Origin of the sequence: Amycolatopsis granulosa (genome assembly GCF_011758745.1) — a bacterium.
Taxonomy (GTDB): domain Bacteria; phylum Actinomycetota; class Actinomycetes; order Mycobacteriales; family Pseudonocardiaceae; genus Amycolatopsis_E; species Amycolatopsis_E granulosa.
Genome location: NZ_JAANOV010000001.1, coordinates 2,692,200 through 2,708,685, shown reverse-complemented (window position 1 = coordinate 2,708,685; position 16,486 = coordinate 2,692,200). Strand labels below are relative to the sequence as shown.

Here is a 16,486-nt window from a genome sequence, read left to right as displayed (position 1 = left end):
GAACGCAAGTGGTAGACTGGGCGCCGTGACGAACAGCCGCGCCGGCAGGCCGCGCGACCACCGCATCGACGTCGCCGTGCGCGATGCCGCCGTCGACGTGCTGAACGAGGTGGGCTACGCGGGGCTCACCCTGGAAGCGGTGGCTGCACGGGCCGGCACCAGCAAGCCCGCGCTGCGTCGGCGCTGGCGCGGCCGTCAGCACCTGGTCGTCGACGCCCTGGTGACCACGGTCGGCGCCGCGCCGACGCCCGACACCGGCTGCACGCACTGCGATCTGATCGCGGGCATCCACTCGCTGACGGAGGCGTTCACCACCAGGATCGGGCGCCGCGTGCTGCCCGCGCTGGTGGCCGACCTCGCCGACGACCCGGAACTGGCCGAGCTGTTCCTGCGCGAGTACTTCCACAAGCGACGGTCGTCCACCGCGGCGGCGCTGCGGCGCGGCATCGACCGCGGTGACCTCGACCCGGAGCTCGACCTCGATCTGGTGCTGGACATGCTCGCGTCCACCACCTACTACCGTGTCCTGTTCGGACACCTCCCGGTCACCGACGATCTGGCGGAACGGGTGGTGGACGTGGTGCTCGGTGGCGTGGCGACAGTGGAATGGCGACGGTGCCACCAGCGCGGCGAGGCCGAGGCCGGCGCGCGACCCGGACCATGACGAAGACCGGCGAGATCCGGACACTGTGGACGGTCGGCGCGGACCGCTCCCGCCGCACCACGCCCGGGGCCGGCGACGACAAGCAATGCTCCCGGGCCGGCCCCGCTACCCGCCGCTCCCGTGAGCGCCCCGCCACCTCCGGAATCACCTGGTGATCACCGCGCATCGCCCGGCACCGCAGGGTTCTCCGGCCGCGTGGTGCCGGGCGTCCGCGGTCCTCGATCCGGCCGCGAAACGCACCCGTCGCATGACAAGAGGCCGCCCTCCCGGGGGATGGAGGGCGGCCTCTCGGCAGCACGTCAGGCGGCCTGTGCCACCGGGGAGGTGGCCGGCGCCAGCGCCAGGTCGAGCACCTCACGGACGTTCGACACCGGGTGCACGTCGAGCTGGGCCAGCACGTCCGCGGGGACGTCGTCCAGGTCCGGCTCGTTGCGCTGCGGGATGATCACCGTCTTCATCCCGGCCCGGTGGGCGGCGAGCAGCTTCTGCTTGACCCCGCCGATCGGCAGCACGCGGCCGGTCAGCGACACCTCACCGGTCATCGCCACGTCGGCCCGCACCACCCGGCCGGACAGTAGCGACGCCAGCGCGGTGGTCATCGTGATGCCGGCGGACGGGCCGTCCTTGGGGACCGCGCCCGCGGGGACGTGGACGTGCACGCCACGGTCCTTCAGGTCGCCGACCGGCAGTTCCAGTTCGGCGCCGTGCGAGCGCAGGTAGGACAGCGCGATTTGCACCGACTCCTTCATCACCTCACCCAGCTGACCGGTAAGTGTGAGCCCGGAGCTGCCCGATTCGGGGTCGGCCAGCGACGCCTCGATGTAGAGGACGTCACCGCCCGCGCCGGTCACGGCCAGACCGGTGGCGACGCCGGGGATCGCGGTCCGCTGGGTCGACGCGGGCAGCGCCGACTCCGGCAGGTGCCGCGGTCGGCCGAGGTAGCCCTCCAGGTCGGCCGCGTCGACGGTCACCGGCAGCGTCGCCTCGTCCAGCGCGACCCGGGTCGCGATCTTGCGCAGCACCTTCGCGATGGTGCGGTTCGCGTTGCGCACGCCCGCCTCGCGGGTGTACTCGGCGGCGATCCGGCCCAGCGCCGCGTCGGTGAACCGCACGTCGTCGGGGCCCAGCCCGGCCCGCTCCAGCTCCCGCGGCAGCAGGTGGTCGCGGCCGATGACGATCTTCTCGTGCTCGGTGTAGCCGTCCAGCGTGACCAGTTCCATCCGGTCCAGCAGCGGGCCGGGGATGGTCTCCAGCGCGTTGGCGGTGGCGAGGAACACCACGTCGGACAGGTCCAGCTCGACCTCGAGGTAGTGGTCGCGGAACGTGTGGTTCTGCTCGGGGTCGAGCACCTCCAGCAGCGCCGCGGTCGGGTCGCCGCGGTAGTCGGCGCCCACCTTGTCCACCTCGTCGAGCAGGACCACCGGGTTCATCGAGCCGGCCTCCTTGATCGCCCGGACGATGCGGCCGGGCAGGGCGCCGACGTACGTGCGCCGGTGGCCGCGGATCTCCGCCTCGTCCCGGATCCCGCCCAGCGCGACCCGGACGAACTCGCGGCCCATCGCCTTCGCGACCGATTCGCCGAGCGAGGTCTTGCCCACGCCCGGCGGACCGACCAGCGCCAGCACCGCCCCGGAGTGGCGCCCGCCGACCTGGCCCTTGCCCGCGCCCGCGCGGCGGGCCCGCACGGCCAGGTACTCGATGATGCGCTCCTTCACGTCGTCCAGGCCCGCGTGGTCGGCGTCGAGCACGGCCCGCGCCGCCGTGATGTCGTGCACGTCGGCGGTCCGGGTCCGCCACGGCAGTTCCAGCACCGTGTCCAGCCAGGTGCGGATCCAGCCACCCTCCGGCGAGGCGTCGGAGGTGCGCTCCAGCTTGTCCACCTCGGCCAGAGCGGCCGTGCGGACGTGCTCCGGCAGGTCGGCCTTCTCCACCCGGGCGCGGTAGTCGTCGGAGTCGGCGGTGCCGTCCAGCTCGCCCAGTTCCTTGCGGATGGCCTCCAGCTGGCGGCGCAGCAGGAACTCCTTCTGCTGCTTCTCCATGCCTTCGGCGACGTCCTTGCGGATGGTGTCGGTGACCTCGAGCTCGGCCAGGTACTCCCGGCTCCACTCCAGTGATTTCTCCAGCCGCGCCGCGACGTCCAGCGTGCTCAGCAGCTCCAGCTTCTGCCCGGTGCTCAGGAACGGCGAGTTCCCGGCGAGGTCCGCGATCGCCGACGGGTCCTCGAGCTGCTGCACGGCGTCGATCATCTGCCAGCCGCCGCGTTGCTGGAGGATCGAGATCACGACGGTCTTGTACTCGGCCGCCAGCGCCTGGGCGCGCTCGCCGGCGAGCTCGGTCACCGGCTCGGCGTACACCCATCGCGCGGCGCCGGGGCCGTCGCCGGTCTGGCCGACCCGTGCGCGCCGCGTGGCGCGCAGCAGGACGGCGGCCTTGCCGCCGGGAATGCGGCCGACGCGCTCGATGGTCGCGACCGCGCCCAGCTCGGCGTACTCCCCGTGGACCCGCGGGACGATCAGGACCTCGGCCTGCGCGGCCGGGAGCGACCGGATGCCCGGGAAGGACGACGTGCTCGGTGCCTTCGCCTGTGCGGAGTCAACCGCCGCGCGCGTCTCGCCGCCGGAGTCGCCGTCGAGCTCGAGCGGGACGATCATGCCGGGCAGCACCACGTCGCCGTCGAGGGGCAGTACGGGGAGGAGCCTGGTTTCGGTCATCGTTTGCTCCCTACCTGGTTGAGTCTGCATAGCTCAACTTTCTCGACGGCTGGTTTGTTTCCGCAGGTAGTTCGCTTGCAGCGGACGGCAATCGGGAATAAACCGGGGCAGCGGTGGCCGTTGCGGATCCCAGGAGTGAGAGCCTCGTCGCATTGCCGCGAATCTTTTCCCGATGCCGCTGGGCCAATTACGCACTGTCATCGCGTGGGCGACTAGTACGGAACGGTGGCTACCCGGAGCGACCGGCGAAATGCTGCCGTCACCCGGAAGTCTCCGCTGGTCACCGCAGTTGGCACGCTGTTAACCATGAGCTGATCTCATCGTGGCCGGAAAGAGGCTCAAGTAAGCCCTCCGGGGTACAGTGATCCCCTCATTCGCACCGGGATCACGGTTCCGTGTGCGATGGGTACCGGCGGGCGCACTGGGGCGAGTGGGTGGAAGGAGGTTGCATGCCGGACTCCGATGGCAAGCCGGACGGCCCCATCCCGGCGGCAGCCGCCAATTCTGGTGGTGCCGAGGCGCGGGCGGACGAGCGCCGCTTCCGGCTTTACACGCTGACCGTCTTCTCCGTCGGTGTGCTCACCGCCGCGGCCGTCGCGCTGTGGCTGCCGTTCCACGGCTCGGCGGAGCTGTGGTGGATCGGTCCGGTGCTGGCCCTGTCCTTCCTGCTCGCCGAGCAGCTCGGCATCAACGTCGACGTCCGGTCGGGCATCTCCTGGACCATTTCCTTCACCGAGATCCCGCTGGTCATCGGTTTCTTCGTGGCACCTTTCGAGGTCGTGCTCGCCGCGCACCTGGTGGCCGGGATCAGCACGCTCGTGGTCCGTCGCGTCTCCGGGCGCGTCCTCTACAACGCCGGCGCGTTCCTGTTGGAGATCACCAGCGCATTCGCCGTGGCCGGCCTGGTCCAGCTGATCGCGGGCACCACCGAGATGAGCTGGCCGGCCGCGCTCGCCGGCACCCTGACGGCGCCGCTGACCAGCACCTTGCTGGCCCTGGCCGCCGTCCGGGTGCTGCGCCGCCGCATGCGGATCGGCACGGCGCTGCGGCTCACCGGCCGCATCCTGGTCGTCGGGTTCGTCAACGCCTCGGTCGGCCTGAGCGGCTACCTGGTGATCGAGGGCACCGCCAACGCCTGGCCGCTGGTGCTCGCCGTCTTCGCCGGGCTGTCCGCGCTCTACTGGGCCTACTCCGACCTGCTGCGCGAGCAGCGGGACATGGAAGCGCTCTCCGACGTGAGCCTGATGGTCGCGCGGTCCGGCCAGCAGGCCGCCGCCCGCCCGGCCAGCGGCGCCGACGACCTGGCGGCCGGCGTCAACGTCAGCGAGTGGCAGACCATCGCCGAACGCATCAAGGACCAGCTCTCCGCCGGTCGCGTGGTGCTGCGGTTGCGGCTGGAACCGACCGCGGACATGCGGACCGTCGTCGCGGGGGAGCCGATGCCCTCGGCCGACCCACCCGCCGACGACCCGATGCTGCGGTTGCCCGGGTCGCACGTGCGGCACTTCCGCGTCACCGAGGCGAACGGCGACATCGCCGCCGGCCTGATCACCCGCGGTGCGCAGGAAGCGCTGGTGGTGCCCCTGCGCACCGCGAACCAGCTGCTCGGCGTCGTCGAGGCGCACGACCGCCTGTCCCGCTGGCGGGGCTTCGGCAAGTACGACATCCAGCTGCTCGGCACCATGGCCAGCCACCTGGCGACCGCGCTGGACAACCGCCGCCTGCTCGCCACCCTGCGCCACGACGCCTACCACGACCCGCTCACCGGCCTGCTCAACCGGCCCGGTTTCCGGCAGGTCGCGCGTGAACCGCTGGCCGAGCACGCCGGCTCCGCCGACGCCGCGGTGCTGCGCATCGACCTGGATGTGTTCTCGACGGTCAGCGACGCCCTCGGCTACGCCTGGGCCGACCGCATGGTGATGGCTGCCGGACGCCGCCTGCGGGACGCCCTCGGCCCGGACGTGCCGCTGGCCAGGCTGGAGGGCGCGTCCTTCGCCGCGCTGCTCACCGGCGTGCGCGGACAGGCCGTGCACGACGCCGCCGGCAGGCTGCGCGCCCAGCTGTCCGTGCCCTACCCCGTCGACCGGCTCACCGTCGAGGCGAACGCGATGGTCGGCTACGCGGCCATCGCGGACGACGACACCGTCGACCCCGGCGACGTGGACGCCCTGCTCCAGCGGGCCGACGTCGCCGTCCGCGCCACCCGCGGCGGCGAGGAGGTCCGCGGGTACGTGCCCAGCATGGGGCAGATCTTCCTGCGCCGGTTCCAGATGGTCACCCAGTTCCGGCAGGCCATCGAGGAGGGTCAGGTCAGCGTCCACTACCAGCCGAAGGTGTCGCTGCCGAGCAAGCAGGTCCTCGGCGTGGAGGCGCTGGTGCGCTGGCAGCACCCCGAGTTCGGCCGGCTCGACCCGGACGAGTTCGTGCCCGCCGTCGAGGCGGCCGGGCTGGTCGGCGTGCTGACCGGGTTCGTGCTGGAGCAGTCGCTGATCCGGGTGCGCAAGTGGATGGACGAGGGGCTGCGGATCTCCGTCGCGGTCAACCTGTCCGTGCGCAACCTGGCCGACGAGGACTTCCCGGCCAAGGTCGTGCGGGCGCTGCGCAGGTTCGACGTGCCACCGGAGCTGCTCACGTTCGAGCTGACCGAGTCCGGTGTCATGGCCGATCCGCAGAAGGCGCTGCCGATCCTGCGTGAGCTGCACGGCCTCGGCATCGTGCTCGCGGTCGACGACTTCGGCACGGGCTATTCGTCGCTGGCCTACCTGCGGCAGCTGCCGGTGGACGAGGTCAAGATCGACAAGAGTTTCGTCCTCGGCATGGGTACCGATCTGGGCGACCTGGCGGTCGTGCGCTCGATCGTCGAGCTGGGCCACTCGCTGGGCCTCGCGGTGGTCGCGGAAGGCGTCGAGGAGGACGTCGCGCGGGACCAGCTGGAGGCGATGGGGTGTGACGTGGCCCAGGGCTACCTCATCTCCCGCCCGCTGGCCGAGGACCGGCTGGAAGCCTGGCTGCAGGCGCGCACCGCCCGGTCGGTGGGACGGAAGATGGAGACCGTCCTGACCCTGCTCACGTGAAAGGGGACCCCCCTGCGGGAGCCCCGGACCGGGCCATGTAATCTCTTCGAGGCTTCAACGTTCACGCGTTGGACTCGCCCCAATAGCTCAGTCGGCAGAGCGTCTCCATGGTAAGGAGAAGGTCTACGGTTCGATTCCGTATTGGGGCTCGGTGGTCAGCAGGACGCTCCCGCTCCGGTGGGAGGGCCTGACGGCCGGGTCAAGGCGGTGTAGCTCAGTCGGTAGAGCAAGCGGCTCATAATCGCTGTGTCGCCGGTTCAAGTCCGGCCACCGCTACGCGGATGGGCGGACTATGCTCACGGACTGCGTGAGCCTGATCCGCTTCGCCATTTCCTCGGGGGTCTGACCCCCGGGCCCCCGCCAGGGGGCGAGCCCCCTGGACCCCCACGCGGGGCGGCTGATGAGGTTACAGTCGCCTGTGGGGGGTTCGTTGTGTAGAGAAAGGCTTTGCTGTGGCTGCCACCGACGTGCGACCGAAGATCACGCTGGCGTGCGAGGTCTGCAAGCACCGCAACTACATCACCAAGAAGAACCGGCGCAACGACCCGGATCGCCTGGAGATGAAGAAGTTCTGCCCGAACTGCGGTACGCACCGGGTTCACAAGGAAACCCGCTGACGCCAGCATCCCTCAGTTTTCACGAAGGCCGTTCCGGTTCGCCGGAACGGCCTTCGTGCGTTTCCGGCGGCCGGCGCGAGCCGCGGTGCTCCAGGACCGCGAAGGCGGTCACCCACGCGGCCCCGGCGAGCAGGAACACCACGCCCACCGCGGTGAGCGGCAGCAGGACCAGCAGCGCCAGGATCGCGACCGCGGCCGCCGTGTTGACCAGCACCGCGGCCCGGACCGCCCACGCTCGGATTGCATGACGTTCCGCAAGGTAGCCGAGCGCCGCGCCGCCCGCGATCATCACGGCGCCGATCGGCGCGAACCAGGACAGCGGCAGACCCAGCGGCTTCGCCAGCCACCCGCTGCCCGTCAGCATGAGGACACCGAAGGCGGCGGTGCCCCAGCCATCGGCGCGGAGGGTCGCGCGGAGCATCGCGGGTTTGGTGGTCGTGGCGTTCATGCCCGCCACGCTGGCAGCGTGGTCACGACCGATCAATGACCCGAGAGGTCATGGCTGACATGATCGCGGGCGCATACGGTGACGTCATGGCGACGGAGGCGCGGATCGGCGGGCTGCTGCGGGACTGGCGGCGGCGCCGCAGGCTCAGCCAGCTCGACCTCGCCCTCCAGGCGGAGACGTCCGCGCGGCACCTGTCGTGCGTCGAAACCGGTCGCGCCCGGGCCAGCCGCGAGATGGTGCTCCGCCTCTGCGCCGCGCTCGACGTGCCCCTGCGGGAACGCAACACGCTCCTGCTCGCCGCCGGATACGCACCGGCCTACCGGGAGAGCAGCCTCGACGATGAGGAGATGACCGGCGTCCGCGCGGCGCTCGACACGATGCTGGAGACGCACGAGCCCTACCCGGCCGTCGTGGTCGACCGGTGCTGGACCGTGCTGGCCGCCAACCGGGGCATGGCCCTGCTGATGGCCGGGGTGCCGCCCGAGCTGCTGCTTCCCCGGCCCAACGTGTTCCGCCTCGCCCTGCACCCCGAGGGTCTCGCCTCCCGGCTGGTCAACCTGCGTGAGGTGCGCCGGCTGTTCCTCGACCGCCTCCGCCGCCAGGTCCAGGTCACCGGCGACGGCGAGTTGCGTGCGTTGTACGAGGAGGTGTGTGCCTACGCTCCGCCCGACGGAGGCGCGGACGATGCGGTCACCCGCCGGAGCCCGATCGAGGTGCCGCTGCGGCTCCGGACGCCGCACGGGGAGCTCGCGTTGTTCAGCACGATGGCGACGTTCGGCGCGCCGGCGGACGTCACGCTGTCCGAGCTCGCGATCGAGCTGTTCTACCCGCTCGACGAGGTCAGCAGACAGGCGCTGTGCGCGCTCGCCCGCTAGGTAGGCTGCTCGGGTGCCTTTGGACCCCTCGTTCGTCGGGCGGACGTATCCGCCGGACGCCACGTACGAAGTCGGCCGCGAGAAGATCCGCGAGTTCGCCGCCGCGATCGGTGACGCCAGCCCGCTCTACACGGACTCGGAGGCGGCCCGCGCGGCCGGCTACCCGGACGTCATCGCGCCGCCCACCTTCCTCACGGTGATCAACCTCGACGCGATCAACGCCATCGCCGAGGACCCGGAGCTGGGCCTGGACTACAGCCGGATGGTGCACGGCGACCAGAGCTTCCGCTACACCCGTCCGGTGCACGCGGGCGACCAGCTCCGCATCACGACGACGGTCGAGGACATCATGGCCCGCGCCGGCAACGACTTCCTGACCGTGCGCGGCGAGGTCGTCGACGCCGAGGGGCAACTGGTGTGCACGACGCGGGCGCAGCTCGTGGTGCGGGGAGAGGGAGCCTGATGGCGTACGAGAAGGGCACCGAACTGCCCCCGCTGACGGTGCACGTGACGCGTGACCAGCTGGTCCGTTACGCGGGCGCGTCGCTCGACTTCAACCCGATTCACTGGAACGAGCGGTTCGCCAAGGAGGTCGGCCTCCCGGACGTGATCGCGCACGGAATGCTGACGATGGCCCTCGGCGGCCGGCTGGTCACCGAGTGGCTGGGTGACCCCGGGAAGCTGGTCGAGTACAGCGTGCGGTTCACCCGTCCCGTGGTGGTCTCACCCGACGGCGCGGACGTCGAGTTCACCGGCAAGGTCGCGGAGGTCCGCGAGGACGGCACGGCGCGCGTGGACATCACGGCGAAATTCGAGGGGAAAACGGTGCTGGGGAAGGCGCAGGCCGTCGTTCGCTGAGCGGAGTGCGCACCCCGACCATCGGCGTTGGGGTTTTGGGGCGAGACCGGTTCGATGGGTCGCCCGGTCACGGCGGGCAGTTCGGCGCCTGGCTCCGGTTGCGGCTCGCTGAGCGGTCACGTCACCAGCCGCAGCACCACGTCCGCCATACCGCGCTCGCCGACGGCGTTGGGGTGCAGCTCCATCGCTGGTGAGGAGGGCACCACATCTTCGACCCACTTGACCTTCGCCTTGGCGCACATGTCCTTCCCCTTGCTCGGTGTCGCCGTGTCCGCGTACCCGGCCTGGTTGGCCTTCGCCTCGGTGGCGAGCATCGTGTTCAGCTTCGCCAGCGACGACCGCAGGTACGCCACGTCGTCCGGTCCGATCGGGAGGAACGGCCAGCACCCGGTGCCGTCCGGCAGCGCGGTCGGGTAGCCCACGACGACCACCTGCGCCCGGGGTGCCCGCTGGTGGATCTGGGTGAGCGTGTCCCTGATCTTCGGCGCCGTCTCCGCGATCCGCTCCGCCAGCAGGTCCCGCCCGCCGGCCGTCAGCCGCGGCCGGCACAGCGACACCGCCCGGTTCGTGGTCAGGCACTCCCGGGCCAGGCCAACCAGCCCCACGTCGTTACCGCCGATGCCGAGCGTGACCAGGGTCGTGTCCCGGGTGACCACATCCAGTTGCGGCGGGTTGGTGCCGTTCGGCGTGGTCTGCGGCTCGGTGAGCTGCTGGGTCGTCGCCCCGCCGCAGCTCACGTCGGCGAACGACGCCGGTCGCAGCTCCGCCGCGACCAGGTGCGGGTAGTTGTTGTCCGATCGGGCGCAACCAGGCGGGTCGCCCACGGGCGCACCGGTCCGCGGTGCCGACGTGTACGAGTCACCGAGCGCGACGTACCGGCCGGTGCCCGGGCCGATCTCCGAGCCGGCCGGCTTGGGCGGCGCGGCCGACTCGCCCCGGTCACCGCGCCAGTAGATGACACCGGCGGTGGCCGCCCCCACGAGCGCGGCCACCACCACTACCCCGATCAGCACCTTCGTCTTCCCCACGCACCCGGACTACCCCGAAAACGCCGAAGCGCCACTTCCGTGGAGTGGAAGTGGCGCTTCGAACACCCGGATCGGGTTACTTGGCCTCGGACAGCAGGGCACCGAGCCGCTGCACGCCCTCCACGAGGTCGGACTCGGCCAGGGCGTAGGAGAACCGGAAGTAGCCCGGGGTCCCGAACGCTTCGCCCGGCACCGCGGCCACGTCGGCCTCCCGCAAGATCAGGTCGGCCAGCTCCAGCGTGTCGGACGGCTTCTCACCGCGGATCTCCTTGCCCAGGAGGTCCTTGAACGACGGGTACACGTAGAACGCGCCCTCCGGCGTCGGGCAGGTCACCCCGGGGATGGCGGACAGCAGCGAGACGATCTTCTTGCGGCGCGCGTCGAACGCGGCACGCATCTCGGCGACCACGTCCAGCGGCCCCGCGACGGCGGCCAGCGCGGCCCGCTGCGCGACGTTCGACACGTTGCCGCACAGGTGCGACTGGTAGCTCGTCGCGGCCTTGACCACGTCCTTCGGGCCGGCGATCCAGCCGACCCGCCAGCCGGTCATCGAGTAGGTCTTGGCGACCCCGTTGAGGATCAGCGTCTGGTCGGCCAGCTCGGGCACCACGACCGGCATCGAGTGGTTCTCGGCACCGTCGTAGACCAGGTGCTCGTAGATCTCGTCGGTGATCACCCAGATGCCGTGCTCGTAGGCCCACTTGCCGATGGCCTCGATCTGCTCCCGGGTGTAGACCGCGCCGGTCGGGTTGGACGGCGAGTTGAACAGCAGCACCTTCGTGCGGTCGGTGCGCGCCGCCTCGAGCTGCTCGACGGTGACCCGGTAGCCGGTCGACTCGTCGGCCGTGACCTGCACCGGCACCCCGCCCGCGAGCTTGATCGACTCCGGGTAGGTGGTCCAGTACGGCGCGAGCAGCAGAACCTCGTCGCCCGGGTCGCACAGCGTCGCGAACGCGGAATAGACGGCCTGCTTGCCACCGTTGGTGACCAGGACCTGGCTGGGCTCGATCGCGAAGCCGGAGTCGCGGAGGGTCTTCGCCGCGATGGCCTCCTTGAGCTCGGGCAGGCCGCCGGCCGCGGTGTAACCGTGGTTGGACCGGTCGTGCACGGCCTTCGCGGCGGCCTCGACGACGTAGTCGGGGGTGGGGAAGTCCGGCTGCCCCGCACCGAAGCCGATCACCGGGCGGCCCTGCGCCTTCAGCTCCTTCGCCTTCGCGTCCACGGCGAGGGTGGCCGACGGCGTGATGCCGGCGATGCGGGCCGAGATGCGGGAGCTGGCAGTGACGGTTGCAGGTGCGCTCATGGCCTTCATGTTCGCACGTAGCGTGTGTCGAGAAGCACGCGGGAGCCCGTTCCGCGCCCCTCGGTTGCGGGGCTGTCCGGGGCTTGCCGTAGACTTCCGAACTTGGAACGTCCGGCGCCTGACCCCGCAGGGCATGCGGGGAGGGTCAAGGGCGTCCAGCGAGCGGCTGGATTGCTCGAAGGGGTGTAGCTCAATTGGCAGAGCAGCGGTCTCCAAAACCGCAGGTTGCAGGTTCAAGTCCTGTCACCCCTGCGTCGATGTAGGTGCCTTAGCGGAGGAGTGGTCGTGAGCGACAACGACGCCGGCGGCAAGGGCCAGGAGCAGGAGCCCAAGCGGGCTGCGCGTCCGGTCACGGCCGCGGCGCGGCGCGAACGCCGTGCCTCCGCGCGCCCTGCCGGCAAGGCCGCCAAGGACGGCGACAAGGCGCGCCCCTCGGGCAAGGCTTCGGTCAGCGCCGCCCCGTCGGCCGACGGCAAGGCCAAGGCCGGCGAGGTCAAGAAGGGCCGGGCGACGCCGAAGCGGACCCGCACGGAGAAGAAGCCGTCGCTGTTCGCCAGGCTGGTGCGGTTCATCCGCGAGGTGTGGGCCGAGCTGCGCAAGGTCATCTGGCCGACGCGCAAGCAGATGATCACCTACACCACCGTGGTGCTGGTCTTCGTGGCCTTCATGGTCGCGCTGGTCTCGTTGCTGGACTTCGTGTTCCGCAAGGGCGTGTTCTGGCTGTTCGGCTGAGCGCGTCTGCGGGGCCGGCACCGACACGACAAGCGATCAAACGAGAGGACGGAACGTGACCTCCGAGAACGGCGTCGCAGCCGGCGACGAGTACGACGAGCCGGTCGAGGCGGCCACCGTGGCCGAGGACGAGGCCGCCCAGTCTGACGTCGCGCGGTCCGACCAGGACGCCGACGGCGCGGTCGCCGAACTCGACGCCGAGCCGGCCGAGGCCGCCGGTGAGGACGAGCCCGCCGCCGAGGCCGCTCCGGCCGAGGACGACGACCTGGACCCGGTCGAGAAGCTCCGCAAGGAGCTGCGCTCGCTGCCGGGCGACTGGTACGTCGTGCACTCCTACGCCGGGTACGAGAACAAGGTCAAGAACAACCTCGAGACCCGCACCCAGACGCTGGACGTCGAGGACTACATCTTCCAGATCGAGGTGCCCACCAAAGAGGTCACCCAGATCAAGAACGGTCAGCGCAAGATCGTCCAGGAGAAGGTGCTGCCGGGCTACATCCTGGTCCGGATGGAGCTCAACGACGCCTCCTGGAGCGCGGTCCGCAACACGCCCGGTGTCACCGGCTTCGTGGGCGCGACCTCGAAGCCCTCGCCGCTGACCGTCGAAGAAGTGGTGAAGTTCCTCGCCCCCGAGGTCGAGAAGCCCGCCCCGGCGAAGGCCAGGGGTGAAGCCGCGTCGGACGCGGCCGCTCTGGGCGCGCCCGCGGTCGAGGTCGACTTCGAGGTCGGCGAGTCGGTCACGGTCATGGACGGCCCGTTCGAGACGTTGCCCGCGACGATCAGCGAGGTCAACGCGGACGCGCAGAAGTTGAAGGTCCTGGTGTCGATCTTCGGCCGCGAGACGCCGGTCGAGCTGTCGTTCAACCAGGTCTCCAAGATCTGACGACCCAGTACACTGGATCGTTGGCCCTCGTGCGCAGGCAGGTGCGCGGGGTACTCGGTACTGAATAGGAACTAGGAATGCCACCCAAGAAGAAGAAGCTTGCAGCGATCATCAAGCTGCAGATTCAGGCGGGTGCCGCGAACCCGGCTCCGCCGGTCGGCCCCGCGCTGGGTCAGCACGGCGTCAACATCATGGAGTTCTGCAAGGCCTACAACGCCGCGACCGAGTCGCAGCGCGGCAACGTGGTGCCGGTCGAGATCTCCGTGTACGAAGACCGGTCGTTCGACTTCAAGCTGAAGACGCCGCCGGCCGCGAGGCTGCTGCTGAAGGCCGCGGGTATCGACAAGGGCTCGGCGGAGCCGCACAAGACCAAGGTCGCGAAGGTGACCTGGGACCAGGTGCGGGAGATCGCCGAGACCAAGAAGTCGGACCTCAACGCCAACGACATCGACCAGGCAGCCAAGATCATTGCCGGCACCGCCCGGTCGATGGGCATCACGGTCGAGTAAGTCCCGGTCTCCGGGCGTGGGAGAGCCAGGCGCTGGCTCGTCACCACAACTGATCCACTCTCTAGTTAAGGACAGACATGGCAAAGCGCAGCAAGGCTTACCGCCAGACCGCTGACCAGGTCGACCGCACGCGGCTGTACGCGCCGCTGGAGGCCGTCAAGCTGGCGAAGGAGCTCGCCAAGTCCAAGATGGACGAGACGGTCGAGGTCGCGATGCGTCTCGGCGTCGACCCCCGTAAGGCCGACCAGATGGTCCGCGGCACCGTGAACCTGCCGCACGGTACCGGTAAGACCGTCCGCGTCATCGCGTTCGCGGTCGGCGACAAGGCCGCGCAGGCCGAGGCCGCCGGCGCGGACGCCGTCGGCAGCGACGACCTGATCGAGCGAATCCAGGGTGGCTGGCTCGACTTCGACGCCGCTGTCGCGACGCCCGACCAGATGGCGAAGGTCGGGCGGATCGCCCGCATCCTGGGCCCGCGTGGCCTGATGCCCAACCCGAAGAGCGGCACCGTGACGCCCGACGTGGCGAAGGCGGTCACCGAGATCAAGGGCGGCAAGATCGACTTCCGGGTCGACAAGCAGGCCAACCTGCACCTGGTGATCGGCAAGGCCTCGTTCGACGCCGAGAAGCTGGTGGAGAACTACGCGGCTGCCCTGGACGAGATCCTCCGGGCGAAGCCGTCCGCCGCGAAGGGCCGCTACCTCAAGAAGGTCGTCGTCTCGACCACCATGGGCCGCGGCATCCCGGTCGACCCGGCCCGGACGCGCAACCTCCTCGCCGAGGAAGCGACCGTCTAAGCTGACCGCTGAGAAGGGCCCCGGCGCTGACCGCGCCGGGGCCCTTCTGCCGTTCTACCGGCTGCTCGGCGTCGCCGCGCTGGCCGGGGTACTCGGCAGTGGACAGGTGCGGGGCCCTGGCTGGTGCGCCGTGATGAGCCACTGGCCTTTCTCCACGCGCTGCGCCGTGAACACACCCAGCGCGGGCCCGCCACGCACCACAAAACGGCAGGAATCGATCGTTACGGTGTCACTTGCCGGCGGCTCCGAGACCGAGCTGGGAATCGACTCGGCGTAGTCGTTGATGTTGGTGACCTGTGCCTTCACCGCTAACACCGCCTGACGGCAGTCGGGATAGCCGAGGTCTTCCGCGAACTTCTGCTGTACCGGGATGTCGAAAGAACCGCAGGCGAGGTCCGGCCGGTTCTGCGCGATCTGGGCGTAGACCATCCGGACCGATTCGTACGGCGACGTCGAGAAGATCTTGTTCGTGTGGTAGGTGCCGCCCCCGGTTTGGGAGGCGGGGAGGTCGGGGTCGTCGCTGGGGAAGAAGTGGTCGTAGGCCAGCTTGCCGGCGATGATCAGGACCAGCAGGAACAACAGGGCCGACAGCAGTTTGCCGGCGAGGCGCTTCGCCCATCGGGGGGCTTTGATCTTCGGTCCCGGCTGGGGGAGCGGGGCCGGCTGGAGCTGACCGTGCGGTGGTGGTGGGGCTGGGGGACCGCCGTGGTGAGCCGGCGTCAGGTGGCCGCTCTGCGTCGGCGTCAGGTGGCCGGGCTGAGCGGTGCCGGGTTGCCATGGCGTCAGGCGGCCGGGCTGAGCCGGGCCGAGTTGGCCCGAGGTGTCACCGCCTGGCTGCGGGCCGTACCCGGGGGCGCTCTGGATCGGCGCGTCCTGCCGAGCGGCAGGCCGGCTGCCGGCCTGCCGTTGGGCCTCGGTGTAGCGGAGGAAGTCCTGGAACTGCTGGAACTGCTGGAACTGACGAAGCTGTTCCGGATCCAGCTGCGGTTGGCCGCCGGGGTTCGGCCCGCCGCCGGTCGCCGCCGGCCCCCCATCGGCTGGGGCAGGCTGGTTGCCGTCCGGGGCGGGCTCGTCGGGTTGTCGGGCTGGTCGCTGCTCCACCACGCGCCCATGATGCCTGCCCCCGCGTGCCCGGGTCAGCACGGACCGCGAAAAGCGGGGCCACCGGCACCCGGTCGAAACCAGCAGGTACGATGGATGACGGTTCTACCGAAGACCGCTGGTTCTTCACGTCGTTCAGGCGTGAAGCGAAGTGCCCCGAACGAAGAGGGGCGGCCTGCGCAGGAGGAACGAGGCAGGCGCACCACTGGTGTGCCCATGACGCCCCGTGCTTGCTGCGCGTGGGCGTTTTCTTCTTCCCAGGGACTCCTCACAGGCGGTCGACCCAGCCAAAGAGAGGAGGCGACCCATGGCGAAGCCGGACAAGGTGGCGGCCGTCGCCGAGATCGCGGACCACTTCCGCAACAGCTCGGCCACCGTCGTCACGCAGTACAACGGCCTCTCCGTGTCCCAGCTGTCCCAGCTGCGCCGCGCTCTCGGCACCAGTGCCAAGTACCGGGTCGCGAAGAACACCCTCGTGCAGCGGGCCGCGGAAGAGGCCGGCGTCGAGGGTCTTCAGGACCTCTTCGTCGGCCCGACCGCGATCGCCTTCGTGCAGGGTGAGCCGGTCGACGCCGCCAAGGCCCTGAAGAACTTCGCCAAGGACAACGCCGCCCTGGTCATCAAGGGTGGCTACATGGACGGCCGCCCGCTGTCCGTCGACGAGGTCAACCAGATCGCCGACCTCGACAGCCGCGAGGTTCTCCTCGCCAAGGCGGCCGGCGCGTTCAAGGCCAAGCTGTCCCAGGCCGCGGCGCTGTTCCAGGCCCCGGCGTCCCAGGTCGCCCGCCTCGCGCAGGCCCTGGCCGACAAGCAGCAGGGCGACGAGGCACCCGCCGAGAGCTGAAGTACCCACCCACCCCGTACCACCCGCTAGGAAAGGAACGCC

Annotated in this window: 16 protein-coding genes and 3 tRNA genes; 14 read left to right on the top strand and 5 right to left on the bottom strand. The window is 70.4% G+C overall.

What is annotated here, in order from left to right:
* The first annotated feature begins 25 nt into the window (after positions 1-25).
* Entirely contained in the window at positions 26-664 is a 639-nt protein-coding gene (locus FHX45_RS13085) for a TetR/AcrR family transcriptional regulator C-terminal ligand-binding domain-containing protein (RefSeq protein WP_167100608.1), read from the top strand.
* A gap of 299 nt (positions 665-963) precedes the next feature.
* Here FHX45_RS13085 and lon read toward each other — a convergent pair whose 3' ends face one another.
* Positions 964-3,375, bottom strand: a complete 2,412-nt coding sequence (gene lon, locus FHX45_RS13080; RefSeq protein WP_167100605.1) for an endopeptidase La — start codon at positions 3,373-3,375, stop codon at positions 964-966.
* A gap of 449 nt (positions 3,376-3,824) precedes the next feature.
* Here lon and FHX45_RS13075 point away from each other — a divergent pair, with 449 nt between their 5' ends.
* The 4 genes from FHX45_RS13075 to rpmG all read left to right on the top strand — a co-directional run bounded on the left by FHX45_RS13075 (position 3,825) and on the right by rpmG (position 7,066).
* A complete protein-coding gene (locus FHX45_RS13075; RefSeq protein WP_167100602.1) occupies positions 3,825-6,449 on the top strand; it encodes a putative bifunctional diguanylate cyclase/phosphodiesterase in 2,625 nt (874 codons plus the stop codon).
* Between the two features lie 76 nt (positions 6,450-6,525).
* Positions 6,526-6,598, top strand: a tRNA-Thr gene (locus FHX45_RS13070).
* Positions 6,599-6,652: 54 nt separating this feature from the next.
* Positions 6,653-6,725: transfer RNA gene (locus FHX45_RS13065), tRNA-Met, on the top strand.
* Between the two features lie 176 nt (positions 6,726-6,901).
* Entirely contained in the window at positions 6,902-7,066 is a 165-nt protein-coding gene (gene rpmG / locus FHX45_RS13060; protein WP_005453176.1) for a 50S ribosomal protein L33, read from the top strand.
* A 19-nt stretch (positions 7,067-7,085) separates the two neighbouring features.
* Here the strand turns inward: rpmG and FHX45_RS13055 are convergent, their stop codons facing one another.
* Entirely contained in the window at positions 7,086-7,514 is a 429-nt protein-coding gene (locus FHX45_RS13055; RefSeq protein ID WP_167100599.1) for a hypothetical protein, read from the bottom strand.
* Positions 7,515-7,564: 50 nt separating this feature from the next.
* Here FHX45_RS13055 and FHX45_RS13050 point away from each other — a divergent pair, with 50 nt between their 5' ends.
* The 3 genes from FHX45_RS13050 to FHX45_RS13040 are packed head-to-tail and all read left to right on the top strand — an operon-like array spanning position 7,565 to position 9,247.
* Positions 7,565-8,389: a helix-turn-helix transcriptional regulator gene (locus tag FHX45_RS13050; protein ID WP_243869023.1), complete on the top strand. Its 825-nt coding sequence runs from the start codon at positions 7,565-7,567 to the stop codon at positions 8,387-8,389.
* Positions 8,390-8,402: 13 nt separating this feature from the next.
* Complete coding sequence (locus FHX45_RS13045; protein WP_167100596.1) at positions 8,403-8,852, top strand: FAS1-like dehydratase domain-containing protein; 450 nt, start codon at positions 8,403-8,405, stop codon at positions 8,850-8,852.
* A complete protein-coding gene (locus FHX45_RS13040; RefSeq protein ID WP_167100593.1) occupies positions 8,852-9,247 on the top strand; it encodes a MaoC family dehydratase in 396 nt (131 codons plus the stop codon). The genes FHX45_RS13045 and FHX45_RS13040 overlap by 1 nt, the downstream gene beginning before the upstream one ends.
* Positions 9,248-9,363: 116 nt before the next feature.
* Here FHX45_RS13040 and FHX45_RS13035 read toward each other — a convergent pair whose 3' ends face one another.
* Both FHX45_RS13035 and FHX45_RS13030 read right to left on the bottom strand, forming a co-directional pair.
* A complete protein-coding gene (locus FHX45_RS13035; RefSeq protein ID WP_167100590.1) occupies positions 9,364-10,275 on the bottom strand; it encodes a GDSL-type esterase/lipase family protein in 912 nt (303 codons plus the stop codon).
* Positions 10,276-10,351: 76 nt separating this feature from the next.
* Positions 10,352-11,578 carry a pyridoxal phosphate-dependent aminotransferase gene (locus FHX45_RS13030; RefSeq protein ID WP_167100587.1) on the bottom strand — a complete coding sequence of 409 codons (1,227 nt, stop codon included), beginning with the start codon at positions 11,576-11,578 and terminating at the stop codon, positions 10,352-10,354.
* Between the two features lie 179 nt (positions 11,579-11,757).
* Here FHX45_RS13030 and FHX45_RS13025 point away from each other — a divergent pair.
* From FHX45_RS13025 to rplA, 5 genes are all read left to right on the top strand, one after another.
* Positions 11,758-11,830 (top strand) — tRNA-Trp (locus tag FHX45_RS13025).
* A gap of 27 nt (positions 11,831-11,857) precedes the next feature.
* Positions 11,858-12,310 (top strand): preprotein translocase subunit SecE, encoded by a 453-nt coding sequence (gene secE, locus FHX45_RS13020; protein ID WP_167100584.1) that lies wholly within the window; start codon positions 11,858-11,860, stop codon positions 12,308-12,310.
* Between the two features lie 55 nt (positions 12,311-12,365).
* Positions 12,366-13,193, top strand: a complete 828-nt coding sequence (nusG, locus tag FHX45_RS13015) for a transcription termination/antitermination protein NusG (RefSeq protein WP_167100581.1) — start codon at positions 12,366-12,368, stop codon at positions 13,191-13,193.
* Positions 13,194-13,270: 77 nt separating this feature from the next.
* Complete coding sequence (gene rplK, locus FHX45_RS13010) at positions 13,271-13,702, top strand: 50S ribosomal protein L11 (protein WP_167100578.1); 432 nt, start codon at positions 13,271-13,273, stop codon at positions 13,700-13,702.
* Between the two features lie 77 nt (positions 13,703-13,779).
* The gene (gene rplA / locus FHX45_RS13005; protein ID WP_167100575.1) at positions 13,780-14,499 is read left to right on the top strand and encodes a 50S ribosomal protein L1; all 720 of its coding nucleotides are present in this window, start codon (positions 13,780-13,782) and stop codon (positions 14,497-14,499) included.
* 54 nt (positions 14,500-14,553) lie between these two features.
* Here rplA and FHX45_RS13000 read toward each other — a convergent pair whose 3' ends face one another.
* Positions 14,554-15,603, bottom strand: a complete 1,050-nt coding sequence (locus tag FHX45_RS13000) for a hypothetical protein (protein WP_167100572.1) — start codon at positions 15,601-15,603, stop codon at positions 14,554-14,556.
* A 304-nt stretch (positions 15,604-15,907) separates the two neighbouring features.
* Between FHX45_RS13000 and rplJ the strand changes: the two genes are divergently transcribed.
* Positions 15,908-16,444, top strand: a complete 537-nt coding sequence (rplJ, locus tag FHX45_RS12995) for a 50S ribosomal protein L10 (protein ID WP_167100570.1) — start codon at positions 15,908-15,910, stop codon at positions 16,442-16,444.
* Positions 16,445-16,486 lie beyond the last annotated feature (42 nt).

Coding starts and splice junctions, on each gene's coding strand:
- lon (WP_167100605.1), bottom strand. CDS start 3,375: ATGACCGAAACCAGGCTCCTCCCCGTACTGCCCCTCGACGGCGACGTG.
- FHX45_RS13075 (WP_167100602.1), top strand. CDS start 3,825: ATGCCGGACTCCGATGGCAAGCCGGACGGCCCCATCCCGGCGGCAGCC.
- FHX45_RS13055 (WP_167100599.1), bottom strand. CDS start 7,514: ATGAACGCCACGACCACCAAACCCGCGATGCTCCGCGCGACCCTCCGC.
- FHX45_RS13050 (WP_243869023.1), top strand. CDS start 7,565: ATGGCTGACATGATCGCGGGCGCATACGGTGACGTCATGGCGACGGAG.
- FHX45_RS13040 (WP_167100593.1), top strand. CDS start 8,852: ATGGCGTACGAGAAGGGCACCGAACTGCCCCCGCTGACGGTGCACGTG.
- FHX45_RS13030 (WP_167100587.1), bottom strand. CDS start 11,578: ATGAGCGCACCTGCAACCGTCACTGCCAGCTCCCGCATCTCGGCCCGC.
- rplK (WP_167100578.1), top strand. CDS start 13,271: ATGCCACCCAAGAAGAAGAAGCTTGCAGCGATCATCAAGCTGCAGATT.
- rplA (WP_167100575.1), top strand. CDS start 13,780: ATGGCAAAGCGCAGCAAGGCTTACCGCCAGACCGCTGACCAGGTCGAC.
- rplJ (WP_167100570.1), top strand. CDS start 15,908: ATGGCGAAGCCGGACAAGGTGGCGGCCGTCGCCGAGATCGCGGACCAC.